15 protein-coding genes are annotated in these 18,666 nt (G+C 52.0%); 8 read left to right on the top strand and 7 right to left on the bottom strand.

What is annotated here, in order from left to right; translation table 11 throughout:
• Positions 1 to 25: 25 nt before the first annotated feature.
• Positions 26 to 2,170 carry a hydantoinase/oxoprolinase family protein gene (locus JW499_RS04340; protein ID WP_205209451.1) on the bottom strand — a complete coding sequence of 715 codons (2,145 nt, stop codon included), beginning with the start codon at positions 2,168 to 2,170 and terminating at the stop codon, positions 26 to 28.
• Positions 2,171 to 2,505: 335 nt separating this feature from the next.
• Between JW499_RS04340 and JW499_RS04345 the strand changes: the two genes are divergently transcribed.
• A complete protein-coding gene (locus JW499_RS04345) occupies positions 2,506 to 4,551 on the top strand; it encodes a sigma-54-dependent Fis family transcriptional regulator (RefSeq protein WP_205209452.1) in 2,046 nt (681 codons plus the stop codon).
• A gap of 39 nt (positions 4,552 to 4,590) precedes the next feature.
• Here the strand turns inward: JW499_RS04345 and JW499_RS04350 are convergent, their stop codons facing one another.
• The 6 genes from JW499_RS04350 to glmU all read right to left on the bottom strand — a co-directional run bounded on the left by JW499_RS04350 (position 4,591) and on the right by glmU (position 12,957).
• Positions 4,591 to 5,781, bottom strand: a complete 1,191-nt coding sequence (locus JW499_RS04350; protein WP_205209453.1) for a DUF1501 domain-containing protein — start codon at positions 5,779 to 5,781, stop codon at positions 4,591 to 4,593.
• Positions 5,782 to 5,783: 2 nt separating this feature from the next.
• Positions 5,784 to 7,157, bottom strand: a complete 1,374-nt coding sequence (locus JW499_RS04355) for a DUF1800 domain-containing protein (protein WP_205209454.1) — start codon at positions 7,155 to 7,157, stop codon at positions 5,784 to 5,786.
• A 124-nt stretch (positions 7,158 to 7,281) separates the two neighbouring features.
• A complete protein-coding gene (locus tag JW499_RS04360) occupies positions 7,282 to 7,422 on the bottom strand; it encodes a hypothetical protein (RefSeq protein ID WP_205209455.1) in 141 nt (46 codons plus the stop codon).
• 53 nt (positions 7,423 to 7,475) lie between these two features.
• Positions 7,476 to 9,434, bottom strand: a complete 1,959-nt coding sequence (locus JW499_RS04365) for a methyl-accepting chemotaxis protein (protein ID WP_205209456.1) — start codon at positions 9,432 to 9,434, stop codon at positions 7,476 to 7,478.
• Positions 9,435 to 9,747: 313 nt separating this feature from the next.
• Positions 9,748 to 11,577, bottom strand: coding sequence for a glutamine--fructose-6-phosphate transaminase (isomerizing) (glmS, locus tag JW499_RS04370; RefSeq protein WP_205209457.1), 1,830 nt, complete (start codon positions 11,575 to 11,577; stop codon positions 9,748 to 9,750).
• A 12-nt stretch (positions 11,578 to 11,589) separates the two neighbouring features.
• Positions 11,590 to 12,957, bottom strand: a complete 1,368-nt coding sequence (gene glmU / locus JW499_RS04375) for a bifunctional UDP-N-acetylglucosamine diphosphorylase/glucosamine-1-phosphate N-acetyltransferase GlmU (protein ID WP_205209458.1) — start codon at positions 12,955 to 12,957, stop codon at positions 11,590 to 11,592.
• 137 nt (positions 12,958 to 13,094) lie between these two features.
• Between glmU and JW499_RS04380 the strand changes: the two genes are divergently transcribed.
• The 7 genes from JW499_RS04380 (at position 13,095) to JW499_RS04410 (ending at position 18,605) form a co-directional block, all read left to right on the top strand.
• Positions 13,095 to 13,835: a TrmB family transcriptional regulator gene (locus JW499_RS04380; RefSeq protein ID WP_205209459.1), complete on the top strand. Its 741-nt coding sequence runs from the start codon at positions 13,095 to 13,097 to the stop codon at positions 13,833 to 13,835.
• Between the two features lie 99 nt (positions 13,836 to 13,934).
• Positions 13,935 to 14,429: a hypothetical protein gene (locus JW499_RS04385; protein WP_205209460.1), complete on the top strand. Its 495-nt coding sequence runs from the start codon at positions 13,935 to 13,937 to the stop codon at positions 14,427 to 14,429.
• Positions 14,422 to 15,111 carry a PspA/IM30 family protein gene (locus JW499_RS04390; protein WP_205209461.1) on the top strand — a complete coding sequence of 230 codons (690 nt, stop codon included), beginning with the start codon at positions 14,422 to 14,424 and terminating at the stop codon, positions 15,109 to 15,111. The genes JW499_RS04385 and JW499_RS04390 overlap by 8 nt, the downstream gene beginning before the upstream one ends.
• The gene (locus tag JW499_RS04395) at positions 15,104 to 15,766 is read left to right on the top strand and encodes a YqiJ family protein (RefSeq protein WP_205209462.1); all 663 of its coding nucleotides are present in this window, start codon (positions 15,104 to 15,106) and stop codon (positions 15,764 to 15,766) included. Before JW499_RS04390 ends, JW499_RS04395 begins: the two co-directional genes overlap by 8 nt.
• A gap of 17 nt (positions 15,767 to 15,783) precedes the next feature.
• A complete protein-coding gene (locus JW499_RS04400) occupies positions 15,784 to 17,529 on the top strand; it encodes a flotillin family protein (protein ID WP_205209463.1) in 1,746 nt (581 codons plus the stop codon).
• Between the two features lie 195 nt (positions 17,530 to 17,724).
• Positions 17,725 to 18,267: a hypothetical protein gene (locus tag JW499_RS04405; RefSeq protein ID WP_205209464.1), complete on the top strand. Its 543-nt coding sequence runs from the start codon at positions 17,725 to 17,727 to the stop codon at positions 18,265 to 18,267.
• Complete coding sequence (locus tag JW499_RS04410; protein WP_205209465.1) at positions 18,267 to 18,605, top strand: hypothetical protein; 339 nt, start codon at positions 18,267 to 18,269, stop codon at positions 18,603 to 18,605. Before JW499_RS04405 ends, JW499_RS04410 begins: the two co-directional genes overlap by 1 nt.
• The last annotated feature ends 61 nt before the right edge of the window (positions 18,606 to 18,666 follow it).

Genomic DNA, 18,666 nt, shown 5'->3' on the forward strand with positions numbered 1-18,666 from the left:
TCGATTTCTTGTATTTATTATCGGATTACTTGGATTCAATCAGGTGGAATAGACGGTTCACATCCAGAAAGGTCTCAAAGCCAGGTGGCACTACATAGGTCGTGGCATCAGACTCAATCACCGCAGGCCCTTTGATCTCATTACCCGGTTGCAGCAGCTCCATCTTGAAAATGTCGGCGTCGACCCACTGTTTCTCGTAATAGAACGGACGGCTGCCCTGACGGGACTCTGCGGATGGGGTTGGGCCGGCATCCGGCTCTTCCGGGATATTGGGTTTCTTGGTCACCACCGAGCCACGCATAATCGCCCCGGTAATGCCATATCCCAGCTCAGGCGAGCGGGCCGCATCAGCATAAACACGGGCGTAGGTATCATTGAATGACTGCACCAGTGCGTCCCAGTCTTCAGCACCGGAGAGCACCGTCAGGGGCGAATCGATCTCCAGATCGTTCAGCTGCCCAAGGTACTGCATGGAGTATCCCGGTGTCAGGGTCACCTCCTCATCCTTGAAGCCATTGATGCGGAACTCTTCCAGCACTTTGCCACGCAGTTCATCCCAGGCCGCCTGCAGGGTTGTGGTGGCGTCAACGATATCATCCTGAGTTGACTCATCAGTGATCCCGATATCAACACTCTTGTCATAACGGTATTCAAAGTCAGCCGTGGCACAGCCAAAGGCGGAGAAGCCTGCGGCCCATGCCGGCACGATGGTTTCCTTAAAGCCCAGCCCTTTGGTGTAACCGTAAGCATGTACCGGGCCGCCACCACCGTAGGAGAAGCAGACAAAGTCGGTCGGACTGTAACCCTTACCGGTGATCATCGCCCGCAGATGCTGACGCAGTGACAGATCCAGCAGTTCGATAACGCCCGCAGCGGCATCCTCAACGGACAGCCCCAGTGGATCCGCGATCTGACGTTTGATTTCACGACGGGCGCGGTCGACATCCAGCTCGAGAATGCCGCCGAGGAAGTTCTCCGGGTTGAGATAACCGAGAATAATATGGCAGTCGGTGACGGACACCGTATCCACGCCGCCTTCTGGCCAGCAGGTGCCGACGCGATAACCGGCGCTGTCGGGTCCCAGCTTGATCGCATTGGCATGGGGATCGATACGCACGAAGCTACCGGCACCCGCACCGATGGTATCCATCGCCACCAGCGGCAGAGACAGCACCAGACGCGCCATATCGCCATCTTTATGAATGGCAAAGTTGTTTTTGGTGATCAGCGCCATATCAAAACTGGTGCCACCGATATCGGAACAGGCGATATTTTCATAACCCAGCTTTTCGCCCAGATATTTAGCCCCGATAACGCCGCCGATAGGACCTGACACCAGCGAGCGTGCCAGCTCTTTAGCTTTCCAGCTGATGGTGCCGCCATGGCTGGCCATCACCCGCAGGTCAAACTGACCGCCTACGGCTTTCATGCTGTCACTGATGGTGCCCAGGGTTGCCCGTGATGGCTCCGCCGCGTAGGCTTCCAGAATGGTGGTGTTAGTGCGGTGACTCTCTTTGCGCACCGGGTAGTAATCCACCGATGCGAATACCGGAATATCCACACCCATTTCGCGAGCGACCTCTTTACAGGCATCACGCACCGCTTTTTCATGGTCTTCATAGAGGTAGGAACTTAGCAGGCTGATAACAATCGCCTTGCAACCCTGTTCAATCAGCTCACGGGCCGCTTCACGGGCTTCGTGCAGACGCACGGCGATCACCACATTCCCCTTGGAGTCCACCCGCTCGGTCACCCCGCGGGTATCTTTGATATCCACCAGCGGCTCATCATAACGGTGAGTATTGAGGTGGATCCGGTCTTCAAAGGCATAACCGAGATAGCTCTGGATCGCCCGTCCCATCCGATGAAAATCTTCAAACCCTTTGCTGACGATCAGACCGGTGCGCAACCCTTTACGGCCTACCACCCGGTTAAGCATTGCCGTACCGGAGAAGACACAGGTGACCATCTCCGGAAACACATCCTCAACCTTGCGGTCCCAGTGCGCCAGTGCATCGGTGCTGGATTCCAGCACCGCCTGTGATTCATTGATATTACTTTGTGCCTTGCCGACAACAAACTCCCCGTCGGCCCGTACAAAAAATGTATCGGTCATAGTGCCGCCGGCATCTATCCCAAGAACTTCTACTGGATTTGTTAATTGATTCAAGATCGTATCCTCATGTTATTTTTATTGTTTCTGCTTACCCGGTGAGATCTGCCGTGTAAGTTCTGCAATCAGCCGCAACTGATCTGATTGTTAAATTGCACCGGCCATGCCAATAGATAAAAATAGATATAAAACAATGAGTTAATATTTTTAAGGATCACCATGACTGAAGAAACACTGATAAACAGTTCGATAATCGGTCGGCCATCGACCGTTAATCAGACGCTTATCCAGACAGCGGAATCACTGCAGGAAGGGGTAAAGAAATAACGATCCGCCGGGGAAATAACCGCACAAAAAATAGACAATTGAAAAACCCTGGCAGTAGGTTCAGAATGAAACAACGCATCAATAACTATAAAAATAACGCTATGAATGCCACGAATGTGAAAACAACCCTACGGGGTTCTGCTGCGGTTGAGCATCCCCGGAAGATAGCCAAAGCCAGAGAGACACTTCTTAGCCAGGGCTCACTCTCTGATGATTCAGTGCGCCCGCTGATCCGGGACTCGTGGCAGCGCTGCGTGTCAGACGCGGTCAACCCGCTGGTAGCCAATAAAACCATCGAACTGAATGAGCAGCAACTCGAGTCGGTCAGAGAGAGTTACCGTGAACTGATCTCCGCCTCAGAGCCGATCCTGCGGGATGCCAAAGACCTGCTGGCAGAATCCGGTACGATTATGCATCTGGTCGCGCCGACCGGGATGATTTTATGCTCCCATGGCGACGACCATACCCGTGATCTGGCGAATGATTTCAGCCTGGTGCCCGGTGCCAACTGGAATGAAAGTGTCGCCGGAACCAATGCTATCGGCACCGCCCTCAATGTCGGTTCCGCCGTTCAGGTGCACGCCTATGAACACTTCTGTGAGAACATCAACAACTGGACCTGCTCAGCCGCGGTGATCCGGGACCCGTTCGAAAACAAAATCCTCGGGGCGGTGAATATCTCCGGCCTGAAAAACACCCTGCATGACTACTGCCTGGCGCTGGCAGTTTCCGGCGCCCGGCGTATTGAGGGGCAGCTGGTACAGCTACAGATGGCCAAACGTGATCTGTTGTTAGGTGTCACCCTGGATCGCTTCGGAGCCCCGGGTAACGACGGCCTGCTGTTGCTGGATCTGAACGGACGCCTGGTACGCACTAACCATCAGGCGGTTCGCGTACTCGCCTCGCGCGGCCTTAAAATTGACCTGAACCCCAGCAATCCGATACTCACACTCAATGAAGAGGGCCGCTTTACTGAACGCTCAGCCGCAATCCTTGATCAGCTGGATCCGCAATGGATTGAACCCCTGATACATCAGGGGGAACAGATCGGCTATATTGCAGTGATCCCTTTCCCGACGCCTCGCACCCCCTCTGTTGCGATAAAAAGCGGACCACAGGCCGCCAATCAGGACACCGGCAGTGGTTTTGCCCGGCTGGTGGGCCGCAACCCGGTGTTCATCAAAGCGATTCAACAGGCAGCCCGACTGGCAAAAGCCCCGATTCCGGTATTGCTGCAGGGAGAAACCGGCGTGGGCAAAGAGCTGTTTGCCAGCGCAATGCATGAGATGAGCCCCGCCAGCAGCCAGAAGTTTATCGCCCTTAACTGCGGTAGTTTATCCCGCGACCTGCTCGCCGGAGAGCTGTTTGGCTACGTTGATGGCGCCTTTACCGGCGCCCGACGGGGCGGCATGACCGGTAAAATTGAAGCCGCCAACGGCGGTACCCTGTTCCTCGACGAAATCGGCGAGATGCCGCTGGATCTGCAACCGATGTTCCTGCGGGTGCTGCAGGAATCAGAGATCTGCCGCATCGGTGAGACACAACCGCGCAAGGTTAATTTCCGTCTGATTGCGGCGACCAACCGGGATCTGGCCCAGGAGGTGGCCGAGGGACGCTTCAGAATGGACCTTTACTATCGAATCTCGTCGATGACCCTGACGATTCCGCCGTTACGGGAGCGCAGCGATGACGTTGTCTTGCTGGCTGAACATATGCTTGCCGGTCTGGCAGAGCAACATGGCGGGATCAGAAAGCAGCTCACTCCTGAACTCCGATCCTTGCTCGAAAAACACCTCTGGCCCGGCAATATCCGTGAGCTGAGCAACCTGATCACCGCCGCCTATTTTCTCACCGATGCGGAACAGCTCAGCCCCGAGGACCTGCCGGCAAACCTGATGTTGCAGCCGGTAACAACAGCCGCCGCGCCCACGGGTACAACAACTGCTGACGCTTTTAACCCGCTGGATCAGGCGGAAAAAGAGGTGATCTGCCGGGTGATTCAGGAACAGGGAGGCAACCTCACCCGGGCCGCCCGACAACTGAATATCGCCAAAAGTACCCTGTATATCAAACTCCGAAAGTATGGGATTGACCGTTCTGCCCCGGGCTAACCTGATGGCCTGTAACGATTCAGAGAACGAGCGGAAAAGCTACCCGGCGCGGATCAGCCCACTCACCTGATCCCGGTATCCGGGAAAGACCTGCTCCTCAATAAAGCCCCGGTCCAACCCCATATGCTGATGCAGCACACCTGCAAACAGCGCCCGCATATCCAGTGTCGGTTTAAGGTCGCGGCCCTCATACAACTTTTCTTTCGCCAGCCCGGGCCAGTCACTGTGCACCCGGCCACCGTTAACCGCTCCGCCCAGCAGAAAGGCCGCGCCTCCCACACCATGATCAGTACCGGACGTCCCGTTCACTGCAACGGTGCGGCCAAACTCAGTGATAATCACCACCGCTGTCTGATCCCAGACAGAGCCCATATCCTGTTTTAATCCTGCCAACACCGTATCAAGTTCACGAAACCGGTTCGCTAAACGGCCTTTTGTAGTGCCCTGCCACGCATGGGTATCCCAGCCGCCGCTGTCCATCACGGCAACTCTGGGGCCATCGTCACGGGTCAGAAAACGGGCAGCCGCTTTAGCCACTGTCGTCAGGTTGTTTCCGCCCCTGAGCTTTCCACCCATGGCGTTAATCATCTCATCTGCGTTAAAACCCGCCCGCACCTTGGGGCCAAGGTAGCTGTCCTGTTCATATAACGCCATCAAACGCTGCAGAGTGTCTTCATCGGGGTCGGGTAACCGATCCGGAGCCCAGGCCCCCACAGGCAACGCGCCCTGCACAATACGGGGGATGCCTGCCCCCAGAGAGTAGCCATACTTCTCAGGGTCACGGCCTTCGCTTAAACCTTGTAAAGCCCTGTATAACCAACCACTTGCACTGCCTGCAGGGTTAGTCAGGCCGGTTTCCAGCACATCCTGCGCATAAAAGTGTGAGCGTTTGGCGTAGGGTGGCGCAATCGCCTGAAACAACAAAGCCTCCCGCCCGGCGTACATCTGCGCAAGGTTTTCAAAAACCGGGTTTAAACCAAAGAATCCATCCAGATCGATCACCCCGTCAACCGTATCTGGCGTTCCCAGCGCAAGTTTGCCGCGGCCAGACCGATAAGCTGGATCACCATAGGCTGGCACCGCAGCCAGACCATCCATCCCCCCTCTTAAGATCAACACCACCATGCGGGGATCGCGGTGGCCCTGAGCAAAGGATATTGGCGTCGTGAAGCCCAGTGTTAAAACAGCGCAGGCTTTTATAAACTGACGGCGGTTAATTGCAGATGCCATGATTATCTCCACTGAAATTCTGGTGAGGCTAACATCAGCCCTGCCGCCTGTGCCGGACTTTCAGCCCGCTTCATCGCCAGCTGCAAGTCACCCGCATCTGTTGGCAGCATTGCAACGGCCTGCTCAATTTTATGCAGCCCGGTATTGGCAGAAGCCCCTGTTGCCAGCCCCCATTCGATCCGTTTTTTCAAGGCACTGGAAGAACTCCAGTAGCGGGTATCATCCGGCCACCCGGCGGGAGACCCGGCAAAAAACGGCCGCTGATTCAGGTTGACTAAACCAGACCTGATAAGCTTTCTGATACGTCCGTTAAACGGCAGATCAAAGACCCTGACCGCCGACAGAAGGTATTCGTTAGGCGTTTTGAATTTTTTATGTGCAGGGTCCCAGGCGGCCTCAAGATTGACCAGGGTACGGTGCAGGGTCGGCAGATGGCCCCGGCTGTCCAGAAAGCTGCGCTCCAGAATACTGATAGCCTCAGGCGGAGGGGTATCGGCGATAAAGTGTGATGCCAGCTTTGTTGCCAGAAAGCGCGCCGTTGAAGGGTCCAGCGCCAGATCAATTAATGCGGCTCTGCCCTGCTCTAATCCCTGAAAGTCATACTGACGGCCGAGTAAAACCTGGGGGCCGGGTTCATGGTTTTGTTTATAGAAAAAGAACTCCCCCTGTTTAACAGCTGGGTTCCTGTTGTTATAGCCGCCAAATCCCCAACCGGTAATCATCTTCGCCAACGCCTGAACATCCTGCTGCGTATAGCCTCCGTTAACACTCAGAGTATGTAACTCCATAATCTCGCGGGCTAAATTTTCATTCAGCCCCCGCTTAGACCTTTTACCCGCAGGCGAGCCAGGGCCGACAGAGTTATTATTATCCAGATAAAACAGCATCACCGGATGAGACATCACCGCCAGCAACATATCGGCGAAAGAGCTATCCAGATGCGCCCGAATCGCTTCATTTTCATAGGCAACACACGCCAGTGAAATCATCCGTTTGCCTTTGCGGGAAACGCTGAAATGATTGCTGTAAAACTGAACCAGCCGCTCTCTGAAAGGGGTTCGGGTATGTGCTGCATACTCAAAACGCTTAAAGAAGTTACTCTGTTCCTGCGCTGCTAATCCCCGTTGTAGTGACGTAAGCTCCTGAGCCCTTCTTTCAGATTCCTCGCTGCTCATCAGCCGCTTTCTCTCATTACGCCACTCATAAAAAGCGCTTAAGCTGGTCGCTGCATCAGGAACCTGAGGGCCCGGATCTTGCTGAATTTCAAGCTGTTGCAGCAGCCACCCCTTAGGATCAGCGGTAGCAGCATTCAGATCTAACGGCCCGGCACCTAATCCAAAGCGGTTCATAGCGCGATACTGAGAAAATATTGTCACCCCGGTTCTCCCATGGTTTGAGGCAAGCGATCACGACATAAAGCGGGCGAAGAAAATTTATCGATTATCAGCTTAATAGATTAAGCCGGCGCTGCCAGACAAAAAAACCGGTAATACAGCCCGGTTATGTTTCAGATCTGTGTAGCGGTATTGAATAAATGATCGGCGCCATCATGGTTGAGACACCTGCGGGAATGATCAGTTCAGGAATAGTGCCCGGTTCTACCCGGGTTACGATATCGGCGAAGTGGCATGCTGGATGCATTTTCCGGCTCCGCCGATATAACCGTGTTGAGGTATCGCGTTCGTTTAAACGCTTCAGACTTTGAACAGCCCTACCTGCCCATGCATACCTTCTGAAAGCGTATGCAGTTTACGGGATCGTGCCAGCCGGGTATCGGCATTTTCCAACATCTGATCGGCAATCATTTTGATCCGGCTGGTGTTCTCAGCAATACCACTGTTAACCATACTCTGCTCCTCGGTTGCGGTTGCAATCTGAGCAGACATATCACTGATATTATTGACCGAATCGGTTATCAGAATCAGCTGTTCATAAGCCTGATTCGCCTCTTCAACAGAGCTCTGAGCCATCGCTTCACTACTGGCCATAATAGATACAGCCTGTTGCATGGTTGACTGCAGTGTCGCAATCATATTGCGTATATCCGCGGTGGATATAGTGGTTTTTTGTGAAAGACTACGAACTTCATCGGCCACCACTGCAAAGCCACGGCCATTGTCGCCTGCCCGGGCCGCTTCGATTGCAGCATTTAACGCTAACAGGTTTGTTTGCTCTGCTATTCCCTGAATTGTCCCCAGAATCGAGTTGATCTGCTGTGAGTGTTCACTCAGTTTAAGGATAATCTGCGATGCGGTGCTCACCTCTCCCGCCAGATCACCAATCGAATCCCGGGCTTTCATCACTACCGCCTGACCCTGCTGACTAAAACGGGCACTTTCACTGGCGGCATGGGAGGTGTTTTCGGCATTCGCGGCAATATCCTGCGTCGCCGCCGACATCTCCTCGACTGAGGTCGCTACCAGAGTAATCTGATCCTGCTGCAGTTTGACCTCATCCATAGAGTTATTGGCGCTCTCTGCTGCGGCATCAGCACTGGTTTTCAGATCACCCGACAGGCCGACAATCTGTTGAATAATCGATTGCAGCTTTTCAATAAACTGATTGAATGACCGGGACAACTCACCAACCTCATCATTTGATGCGATAGGTAACCGGGTGGTCAGATCCCCCTCACCTTCAGCGATGCTTTTCAAAACCGCAGCCACACTGTCGATCGGCCGGGTAATCAGCTTGGAAAAGAAAGCACCGATGATGATAAACAGTGCTATCAGAAGCGCGGCGATAACCAGCGATAACCAGGCAATATTATTGGCCGTCTGATAAACCTCACTGGAGGGTACCAACGCCACAAAACGCCATCCCAGTGCAGAGGATTTAACCACTTTAGCGAGATAGTGTTCGCCGTTTCGCTCCACCTCCAGCAAACCAGAGTCCACCGATGCGAGTTGCTTAAACAGCGGGCTGTTCAGCTCATCGATTTTTTTAAAGTTATGCTCAGGAAAGAGCGGATCGACTAACACCGTGCCGTTGTCTTCAACCAGCAGGATATGCCCGCGCTCACCAATTTTGATCTGCTGCACAATCTCCGTCAGCTGCTTCACGGAGACATCCATCGACTGCACCCCCATAACCTTGCCTGAACTGTCCGTAATCGTCTTAGCGGTGCCAACAAAGGTGGCGTCATCACCCGCCCAGTAATACGCCCCGGTACGCACCACTTCACCAGGATTTTGCAGTGCTTTTTTATACCACGGACGGGTACGCGGATCGTATGCATCTTTCATGGCAACATCGGGCCACTGAATGTAACCGCCGTCAGCACGACCGGAGTACACATAGGCCAGCCCTGGATGGGTTTGACCAAACTTCTCATAAATGCGGAACAGCTCCGCCTCCTGTCCACCGGCACTCAGATGCGATTTGAAACTGCCAGGCCCATTTACAAAACTGGATAAGTTAAAGCTGTTATCTTTAACCAACGGCAGATCCGCCAGGAACGTCACATTATCGGCAATGGCTTTAAAAAAGAGGGTAAACGCATTATCGATCTGAGTGATCTCTTTACGGCTGCTGGTTTCAAAGTTATCCAGCGCGGTCACTCTGGCTTCATATATTGAAAATGAAGAGATGATAATGATTGGTACAATGACCGAAACGGTAATGAAGGCCAGCAATTTAGTACGAATTTTCATAGTACGGCTCGGGGAATTGTTATTATTGCGTCAGAAAAATCATCCGTGACCGCTAAAGATCGAATCAGCCTGATATCGGTCATGTAACAGAGGTGATTATTGCAGAAGTCGCCATACCATACTTTCGTATGGCAACCAGATTGGGTAACAAAAACGACGTTAGTGCAGGGAGAAAATACCTGCCAGAAAGACAGGGCCTGAAAACGAAGGCGGTGAGTTTTTCGAAATCAGGCCCGAAGATGACTCATGTCGTCAGTATTTCGGGTTCTCTCCCTATAACCTAACCGACAATTACAGCGCTATCAGGTAACCATCACTCCACCGTGACCGATTTCGCCAGGTTACGCGGCTGATCCACATCGGTGCCCTTCAGACAAGCGACATAATAGGCCAGCAGCTGCAGCGGTATTGAGTAGATAATCGGCGCCATGACCGTTGGCACATCCGGCAGGGTGATCAGTTCGAGGTCGTTACCCGGTTTTACCTGCGCTTTGGAATCGGCGAACAGGAACAGCTTTCCGCCCCTTGCACGCACCTCCTCCAGATTTGCCTGCAGTTTTTCCAACAGGGAGTTGTTCGGGGCGATCGCCACCACCGGCATATCCTCATCTACCAGCGCCAGAGGGCCATGTTTCAGCTCACCGGCCGGGTAGGCTTCCGCATGGATATAGGAGATCTCTTTCAGCTTCAGAGCGCCTTCTACGGCCACCGGATAGATAGTGCCACGCCCCAGAAACAGTGCATGGTGCTTATCGACAAAGTGCTCGGCCATTTTCTGAATCTGCGGATCCAGCGCCAATACCTGCTCAGTGAGATCGATCAATTGCTCCAGTTGGGCAACTATCTCCTGTTCGCCATCAAAGCCGTAACGACGCGCCAGCACCAGGGTGGTCAGCATCAGTACCACTAACTGACTGGTAAAGGCTTTGGTCGATGCCACGCCGATCTCCGGTCCGGCATTGGTCATGATCGCCAGATCGGACTCACGCACCAGCGAGCTGCCTGCAACATTACAGATCGACAAAAAGCCAAGATAGTTCTGCTCTTTCGCCTCCCGCAGCGCGGACAGGGTATCGGCGGTTTCACCCGACTGGGAGATGGTGATAAACAGTGTGCCAGGCATGCACACGGTTTTGCGATAGCGGAACTCGCTGGCCACTTCCACCATACAGGGGATACCCACCAGCTTTTCGATCCAGTAACGGGCCACTACACCAGCGTTATAGCTGGTGCCACAGGCGACGATCTGCACCATTTTCACCTGATCAAACAGTTCGGATGCACCGCTGCCAAACACCTGCTCCAGCACATGCCCCTGATGGATCCGGCCCTCAAGCACCCGGGCGATCACATCCGGCTGCTCATAGATCTCTTTGAGCATATAGTGACGATACAGGCCTTTATCTGCCGCATCATGACCATGTTCAAAGCGCTGCACCTCACGGGAGACAGACTCACCGGCAATATTCTCAACCTTAATCTCTGAGCGGGTAATGGCAGCAACATCCCCCTCTTCCAGATAGAGGAAGCGATCGGTCACCTGCAGCAGTGCCAGCGGATCAGAGGCGATAAAGTTTTCCTCTACGCCCACCCCGATCACCAGCGGGCTACCCATGCGGGTCGCCAGTAGCAGATCCGGCTGCTGCTGATCGATGACCGCCAGCGCATAGGCACCATCCAGCCGCTTTAAGCTCTCTTTCAACGCCGCTTCAAGGCTTTTACCGGCGATCACTTCCCGGTAGATCAGGTGAGTGACCACCTCAGTATCGGTATCAGATAAAAACTGATACCCATCTGCGACCAGCTCTGCTTTCAACGCGGTATGATTTTCAATGATACCGTTATGCACGACGGCAATACGGTCAGCAGACAGATGCGGGTGGGCATTACGCTGTTCCGGCTTACCATGGGTTGCCCAGCGGGTATGCGCTATACCCAGATAACCTGGGAGAGGCGACTCAGTCAGGGCCGCATCCAGTTGTGCCACCTTGCCCACCCGCTTCAGGTGGTCAAGCTCTCCTGTCTGACTATTTAAAACGGCCATACCCGCAGAGTCATAGCCCCGATATTCAAGCCGTTTAAGACCTTCCAGCAGAATCGCTGAAATATTCCGGCCAGCAATCGCCCCTACTATTCCACACATAACTCTGCTTCCTTATGATTTTTTAACCGGCCGTTGCCAGTTATTCAGATTGGTCTGTTTAGCACGTGTGATAGCGAGTTGATCCGCCTGGACCTCTTTTGTGATAGTAGAGCCTGCGCCGATGGTCGCACCTGCACCCACTTTAACCGGTGCCACCAGCGCCGTGTTTGAGCCGATAAAGGCACCATCACCAATCTCAGTGGTCGACTTGTTAATACCATCGTAATTGCAGGTAATGGTGCCGGCCCCGACATTGACGTCGGCCCCAACCTCGGCATCACCGATATAACTCAGATGGTTTACCTTACTACCCTCTCCGATATTCGCTTTCTTGGTTTCAACAAAGTTACCAATTTTGGCGTTGTTTGCCAGATGGCTGCCAGGGCGCAGCCGGGCAAAAGGACCTATATCACAGTTATCAGCGACTACAGCCTCATCCAGCATAGAGTTCGCTTTGATATGAGAACCCGAACCGATGACGGAATCCCTGATGATGCAATTGGCTTCAATGCTGACGTTATCGCCAATCACCACGTTACCTTCGAGAATCACATTGATATCGATGGCCACATCATGACCCACGCTGACTTCACCCCGCACATCAATCCGTGCGGGGTCTGCCAGCGAAACCCCTTCCAGCATCAGCGCTTCCGCCTGGCGCCGCTGATACCAGCGCTCCAGTTCGGCCTGTTGCAGACGATTATTGACGCCCTGAACCTCCTGCTCGGTGGCTGGCTGAATCGCCTGAATACGGACGCCCTGCTCTGCCGCCATCGCGATAATATCGGTGAGATAGTATTCACTCTGAGCATTATTTGCGGAAAGCTGCGGTATCCACTCTCTTAACAGTGCTGTTGGCAGCGCCAGAATACCGGTATTAACTTCGGTGATCGCCCGTTGCGCATCACTGGCATCCTTATGCTCCACAATCGCGACAACATCGCCGGCATCGCTGCGTACAATGCGGCCATAACCGGTCGGATCTGCCAGATTCACTGTCAGTAAACCAAACTGTCCACGCTCAGCGATCTTCACCAGCTCGGCCATGGTCTCAGGCCGGGTAAGCGGTACATCACCATAGAGTACCAGCACGACCCCATTGTCAGAGATACTTGGCATTGCCTGAGCCACAGCATGACCGGTCCCCAGCTGTTCAGCCTGCAAAGCAAACTGTACAGCCTGTCCTGACAGCGCGGTTTCTACCTGTTGCGCACCATGTCCGATAACGATATGGATACGGGCGTTTTCCAGTGCCTTGGCGCTATCGATAACATGCTGCAGCATCGGTTTGCCACCAATGGTATGCAACACTTTAGGCAGAGTTGATTTCATCCGGCTACCCTGACCTGCGGCCAGAATAACGATATCAAGAGTATTCAAAACAGAGGTATCCCTGGTTAATTACAGCACTGGCCAATCCGGCGACCCGCTGCTGTTGACACAAACAGTAATTTAACAGAACTTTAATCTAACTGGTTTCAGATGCAATATTAAATGTCAGAGAAAAATTGACAATTATGAATAATGAACTGTTTGAGCTGCTGGGACTGACACCCCGGGAAATTACCCTCTACCGCGCGCTGCTCTCTCTGGGGCCCAGTGCGATCCGCACCGTTGCCGAAAAAGCGGGGATCAATCGCGGCACAACCTACGACTGTCTGAAAGAGATGCAGCAGAAAGGGCTGGTCACCTATCTGCCAAAAGGCAAACGTCGCCTGTTTTCCGCCCGCGAGCCTGAGGTATTGCTACAGATGGCAGAAGAGCGACGTCACTCTCTCAATTCGGCTATCGATCAGCTGAAAAACCGTGTCGTGCCGGAACTGCACCACCTGATGCCCGATTTTAATACCGCCAATGTCAGCTATTACGAAGGTGACAGCGGCATCGAACAGGTGCTCAGGGATATACTCAACACCGTCGAGACGCAACAACCTAAGAGCTATTCAGTATTCTCTTCAAAGCCGATACGACCCCACCTTTATCGCCCGTTTCCTAACTTTACTGCGCAGCGAATTCTGAAGGGAATTGAAGTAAAAGTGATCGCCATCGGTGACGGTGGTGAAGATGCGGAACTCAGCGCCCGTAAGTGGATTAAAACTGAAGGTCGGGTTGATGCCGCCTATATCGCCGTTTATCCCCCCAAATGCGCGATTATCTCCCTGGCATCGGCCAACTACCCAACGGCAGTGGTGATTGAATCGAAAGAGGTGGCCGCCGCCCAGAAGATTATCTTTGATACTCTGTGGGGACTGTTGTAAGAAAAAAATAATTCCGTTTTGCTTGCTGTTTACGATTGTATACTGATATATATAGCTCAGTTTTGGATGGAACCTAATTGATGCAAATGGAGCTTTGCAATGAAATCTATCCCTATCAGTGTTCGACTCTCCCCTGCCGAAGCCGCATTTCTGGCTGACTTTACGGCACCTGATGCGGTTACGCCCAGTGACAAACTTCGCTTTATCATTAACAAAGTACGTAAAGAAGAACACGCACCACACTCACTGGCGGACTCTAAACAAAGAGCCTCGGGCTATCTTGCTCCGGCCCTAGCGGTTATTGAACAGGCAGAATCCCGCTGTCAGCAACAATCGACCCTATTGGCTACCCAGCACTACTGGCTGGAAAGATCCCTGTCCTCGCTGCTATTTCATGCGGGCAACATTAAACAGTCAGACGACGCCATTCAGCTGTATGAACGCGAGTGTCTCGAACTACTGGCGAATACCACCGGGCAACTGCTACGCCAGCTGAAACCACCCCTGAGCAGCAGCCACAATCCAGACATGTTAGACAACGTGCGACACAAACTAGATGAATTAATGAACGTCCAAGGAGTGAACGATGAATGAGTCAATTACCAGCCGGGTTGGCCGCATAATCAGTGGAAGTCTCAATGCACTGGTTAACTCAATAGAAGATTCTGCACCTGAAATGATTCTGGAAGAAGCGCTGAGAGAGGTGGACAGCGCGATCGATCAGGTCAGGGTTGAGCTGGGGCAGATAGCCGCCAGAAAACACCAGGCCAGCACCCGCTTGATGGAAACCAGCGGTCTGCATGAAGAGTTGAGCAGCAAAATACAGGTTGCTCTGGCCGAAGGCAGAGAGGACCTTGCCGAAGCGGGGATAGCCCATCAGCTGGATATCGAAGCGCAGATTCCGGTGCTGGAAAAGTCGATCTCTGAGGCGGGTGAAAAAGAGAAAGAGCTTGATGGCTATATCCAGGCACTGGCGGCGAAAAAGCGCGAGATGAAAGAGGAACTGCAAAAGCTGCTGGCGTTGAAAAATGCCTCGGCTATCCCGGACCATCAAAGCGCCGAAAACAACGGCTCCGATGTTGCAGCGAAAGTGGCTAAAGCCGAATCTGCATTTGAGCGGATTATTGAAAAACAGACCGCCTATTCCAATGTAAACAAAAACAGCGCTGAAAACGCAGCAAAACTAGCGGAGCTGGACGAACTTAACCGCACCAACCGCATTAAAGAGCGCCTGGCGTTGCTTAAATCAAACAGTGAAGACAGCGGTAATGTTTGAGTTTCTCACCCTGAGTGGCAACTTCCCCTTCACTCTCTCGCTGACAGTGATGGTGATTCTGGCGCTGCTTGAAGGCGTCGGCCTGGTTGTCGGGCTGGCATTTTCCTCCCTGCTGGAAACACTGCTACCGGACCTCAGCGTTGATGTAGATGCAGCGGATATTCCCGATAGCGGCCTTATCAGCCGGATACTCGGTTGGTTTTATATTGGCCAGGTACCCTTTCTGGTTTTGCTGATTATCCTGCTCACCTATTTCGGTCTTGCCGGACTGTTTGTGCAAAGTGTGTATCGCGCTGTTACCGGGCATCTGCTGTACAACTGGCTGGCGATCATTCCAGCAACTTTACTGACACTTCCCCTGACAAGGCTTTCAGTCAAAGGGGTCGCCAGAGTACTGCCAAAAGATGAATCCGAAGCGGTATCCAGTGAAAGCTTTATCGGCAGAGTCGCCGTGGTCACCACCGGGACAGCCCGGGTGGGCAGCCCGGCTCAGGCAAAAGTCAAAGACCAACATGGGCAAACCCATTATCTGATGGTGGAGCCTGACAAACACCAGCCAGATCAGCCCCAGGGGTCCCAGGTACTGATCATTAAGCAGCAACAGAGTTGTTTTATCGTGATCCCCAATACCAACCCACACCTTGTCAATCAATAAAAGGAATTATTCAGATTATGTACTTCGACCTCACTGAACTTGGCACTGTAGCTGCCATCATTATTATTGGCCTTATCGCCATCGGCTTAATAATGGCGCGGCTCTATCGTCGTGCCTCAAAAGAGACCTCCTTCGTCCGCACCGGTTTTGGTGGACAGAAAGTGATTGTCAATGGTGGCGCGATCGTCTTACCCGTGCTGCACGAGATCATTCCGGTCAATATGAATACACTCCGGCTGGAAGTGAAGCGGGCCAATGAGCAGGCACTGATCACCCGCGACCGAATGCGGGTCGATGTTCTGGCAGAGTTTTATGTCCGCGTTCAGCCCACCGTAGAGTCTATCGCCAACGCCGCCCAGACGCTGGGTATGCGCACCATGGAACCGGAAGCCCTGAAAGAGCTGGTTGAGGGTAAATTTGTTGATGCCCTGCGCGCTGTGGCTGCCGAGATGGCGATGTACGAACTGCATGAACAGCGGGTCGACTTCGTGCAGAAAGTACAGCAGGTGGTTTCTGAAGACCTGCTGAAAAACGGTCTCGAACTTGAATCCGTGTCTCTCACCGGTCTCGACCAGACCGGTAAACAGTATTTCAATCCGGATAACGCCTTCGATGCCGAGGGTCTGACCAAGCTGACAGAGGCGATTGAAGAGCGTCGCAAGCGCCGTAATGAGATCGAGCAGGAAACAGAGGTCAGTATCGCCAGTAAAAACCTTGAGGCAGAAAAGCAGCGTTTAGAGATCACCCGTGATCAGGAATATGCCCGACTGCAACAATCCCGCGAGGTCGAAATCCGTAAAGCGACTATTGAAGCGGAGATTATGCGCGAGCAGGCCGAGAACAAACGTGCTGCAGAACAGGCCCGGATTGTCGCCGAACAGCAAACAGAACAATCCCGCATCAGTTCCGAACAGGCGGTTGAAGAGGGTCGTATCGGCATGGCCCGTCTGTTGCGGGAGAAAGAGATTGAAAAGAGCAAAGCGATAGAAAGTGCTGAAATTGAAAAACGCCGCACGTTAGAACTGTCTGAACAGGATAAATCGATAGCCATTGCCCAAAAATCCACTGAGCAATCGGTTGCCGAAGCCAAAGCCAGTCGAGCCCGTTCTGAAGCGGTAAAAGCTGATGAACAGGTCATCACTGTGCGGGAAACCGAGATCGCTGAGCGTGATAAACAGATCGAACTGGTGGAAGCGGCAAAAGAAGCAGAACGCAACGCCATCAGTATCAAAGTCGGTGCTCAGGCAGAGAAAGAGGCTGCAGAGGATCATGCTGAAGCGGTACGTATTCAGGCCCATGCCGATGCTGATAAGCAGCTGATCAGCGCTGAAGCACAGAACAAATCTGAAAAACTCTCCGCTGAAGCTGCTGAGATCCGCAACCGGGTCGATGCCGAAGGCAAGCGCGCCCTCAACGAAGCCGAGAACCTGCTTGCTGCTGAGCAGATCACCCGTCAGATCAAACTGGCGATCATCGAACGGCTTCCGGACATTATTCGTGAAAGCGTTAAACCGATGGAGCAGATTGATGGCATTAAAATCTTTCAGGTTGATGGTCTGAGCGGTTCGGGTTCAAGCGTCTCTGAAGGCGGTGAAGCTCACGCTTCCAGCCTGGCAGATCAGATGGTTAGCAGTGCCCTGCGGTACAAAGCTCAGGCCCCCCTGGTTGACGGGCTGCTGGAAGAGATCGGTCTGAAAGGCGATTCTCTGAACGGTTTAACCTCAGGCCTTGCAGACAAAAGAGCTGATAAAATGGCAGATTAGTGCCACTGCTGCTGCAATAAAAAAACCACCTGCGCGGGTGGTTTTTTTATTGCTGTGTAGTTAAGTGCTATTACTGTGCATATGTGTCCAAACAGTTTATCCTGTAAACGGCAGCACATAGAAAGTTGATACGTTTTATTAAAATCTGCTATATTTATCTTTAAAATATGGTCTATATGATTACAGGGATGTGTAATGAAAAAATTATTTTTTTGCTTTCTCCTTTTTGCTATATCCTCGACTTCTTATGCAGAAAACAAACCTGTTGATTCTATAAATCCAAATATTGAATTGGTATTTAGCCCTAACTTCCGTCTAGATCTTCCTGTCGAATTCTTTAATTTTACAAAAATAGCAAGTGCTGATGATATTCTCATAAAATTCCAGAATGGTTCGTATTTATCATTTAAAGCCATTGATAGAGTAGATGAAGGCCTTGACCCCTTATTCGATCTCAGGCTATATCCAGAATTCATATTAGGCTTACGTAAGCCTGACTCCTCTTCTAATGAGACAAATAGTCAGTTCATAAAATCCCTTAATGCATACAAACATAGACTCGGAAATTTCCAGGTCACTATAGATGAATTTAACAACAAAGTGGTTTATCTAGCAAAAGGAGATCAAGAGTCCGTAGCTTTTGCCATAAATAAACATAATGTTGAACAAATTCTAGTAATCAACTTTACAAATATTGATGATAAAAAGATATACACCACTCTTAAAGGACTAAGATAATGCTTACCGAAACAGATAAACGAGATTTATATGAAATTATCGAATCAACTATTGGGCAAGATGCAGTAATAAGAAAAAGCCTTTCTTCATTCAATGAAAGGACAGTGGTAGTTGTAGAGGCGATGATAAACGAAAATGCACGCTGTAACAGTAACATGAAAGAGTTAGTTGTTGGTTTAATCTCTGGATCATCTTACATAGCAAAAGGCTGGCTCAAACGTTCATTAAGAGAGTTCAATCGCACCTTAAAGAGCAAGAAAGTTAAACTTAATGGCTATGGCTGCATGGTCAGCGTTAAAAGCTACTGGAAAAACGCAATATTAATAACAGTCATATAATTACTCCCCTTATAAACTTCAGCCAATGAGCCAACCCAGTGCTGAATGACTCTAGGAAACA

It is taken from the genome of Amphritea pacifica (genome assembly GCF_016924145.1).
Classification (GTDB): Bacteria; Pseudomonadota; Gammaproteobacteria; order Pseudomonadales; family Balneatricaceae; genus Amphritea; species Amphritea pacifica.

What these genes read in the sequence shown, in the direction of transcription:
- JW499_RS04390 (WP_205209461.1), top strand. Translation starts at nt 14,422, where the DNA reads ATGAATGAGTCAATTACCAGCCGGGTTGGCCGCATAATCAGTGGAAGT.
- JW499_RS04360 (WP_205209455.1), bottom strand. Translation starts at nt 7,422, where the DNA reads ATGCATCCAGCATGCCACTTCGCCGATATCGTAACCCGGGTAGAACCG.
- JW499_RS04350 (WP_205209453.1), bottom strand. Translation starts at nt 5,781, where the DNA reads ATGGCATCTGCAATTAACCGCCGTCAGTTTATAAAAGCCTGCGCTGTT.
- JW499_RS04345 (WP_205209452.1), top strand. Translation starts at nt 2,506, where the DNA reads ATGAAACAACGCATCAATAACTATAAAAATAACGCTATGAATGCCACG.
- JW499_RS04410 (WP_205209465.1), top strand. Translation starts at nt 18,267, where the DNA reads ATGCTTACCGAAACAGATAAACGAGATTTATATGAAATTATCGAATCA.
- JW499_RS04380 (WP_205209459.1), top strand. Translation starts at nt 13,095, where the DNA reads ATGAATAATGAACTGTTTGAGCTGCTGGGACTGACACCCCGGGAAATT.
- JW499_RS04385 (WP_205209460.1), top strand. Translation starts at nt 13,935, where the DNA reads ATGAAATCTATCCCTATCAGTGTTCGACTCTCCCCTGCCGAAGCCGCA.
- glmS (WP_205209457.1), bottom strand. Translation starts at nt 11,577, where the DNA reads ATGTGTGGAATAGTAGGGGCGATTGCTGGCCGGAATATTTCAGCGATT.
- JW499_RS04395 (WP_205209462.1), top strand. Translation starts at nt 15,104, where the DNA reads ATGTTTGAGTTTCTCACCCTGAGTGGCAACTTCCCCTTCACTCTCTCG.
- JW499_RS04405 (WP_205209464.1), top strand. Translation starts at nt 17,725, where the DNA reads ATGAAAAAATTATTTTTTTGCTTTCTCCTTTTTGCTATATCCTCGACT.
- JW499_RS04365 (WP_205209456.1), bottom strand. Translation starts at nt 9,434, where the DNA reads ATGAAAATTCGTACTAAATTGCTGGCCTTCATTACCGTTTCGGTCATT.
- JW499_RS04400 (WP_205209463.1), top strand. Translation starts at nt 15,784, where the DNA reads ATGTACTTCGACCTCACTGAACTTGGCACTGTAGCTGCCATCATTATT.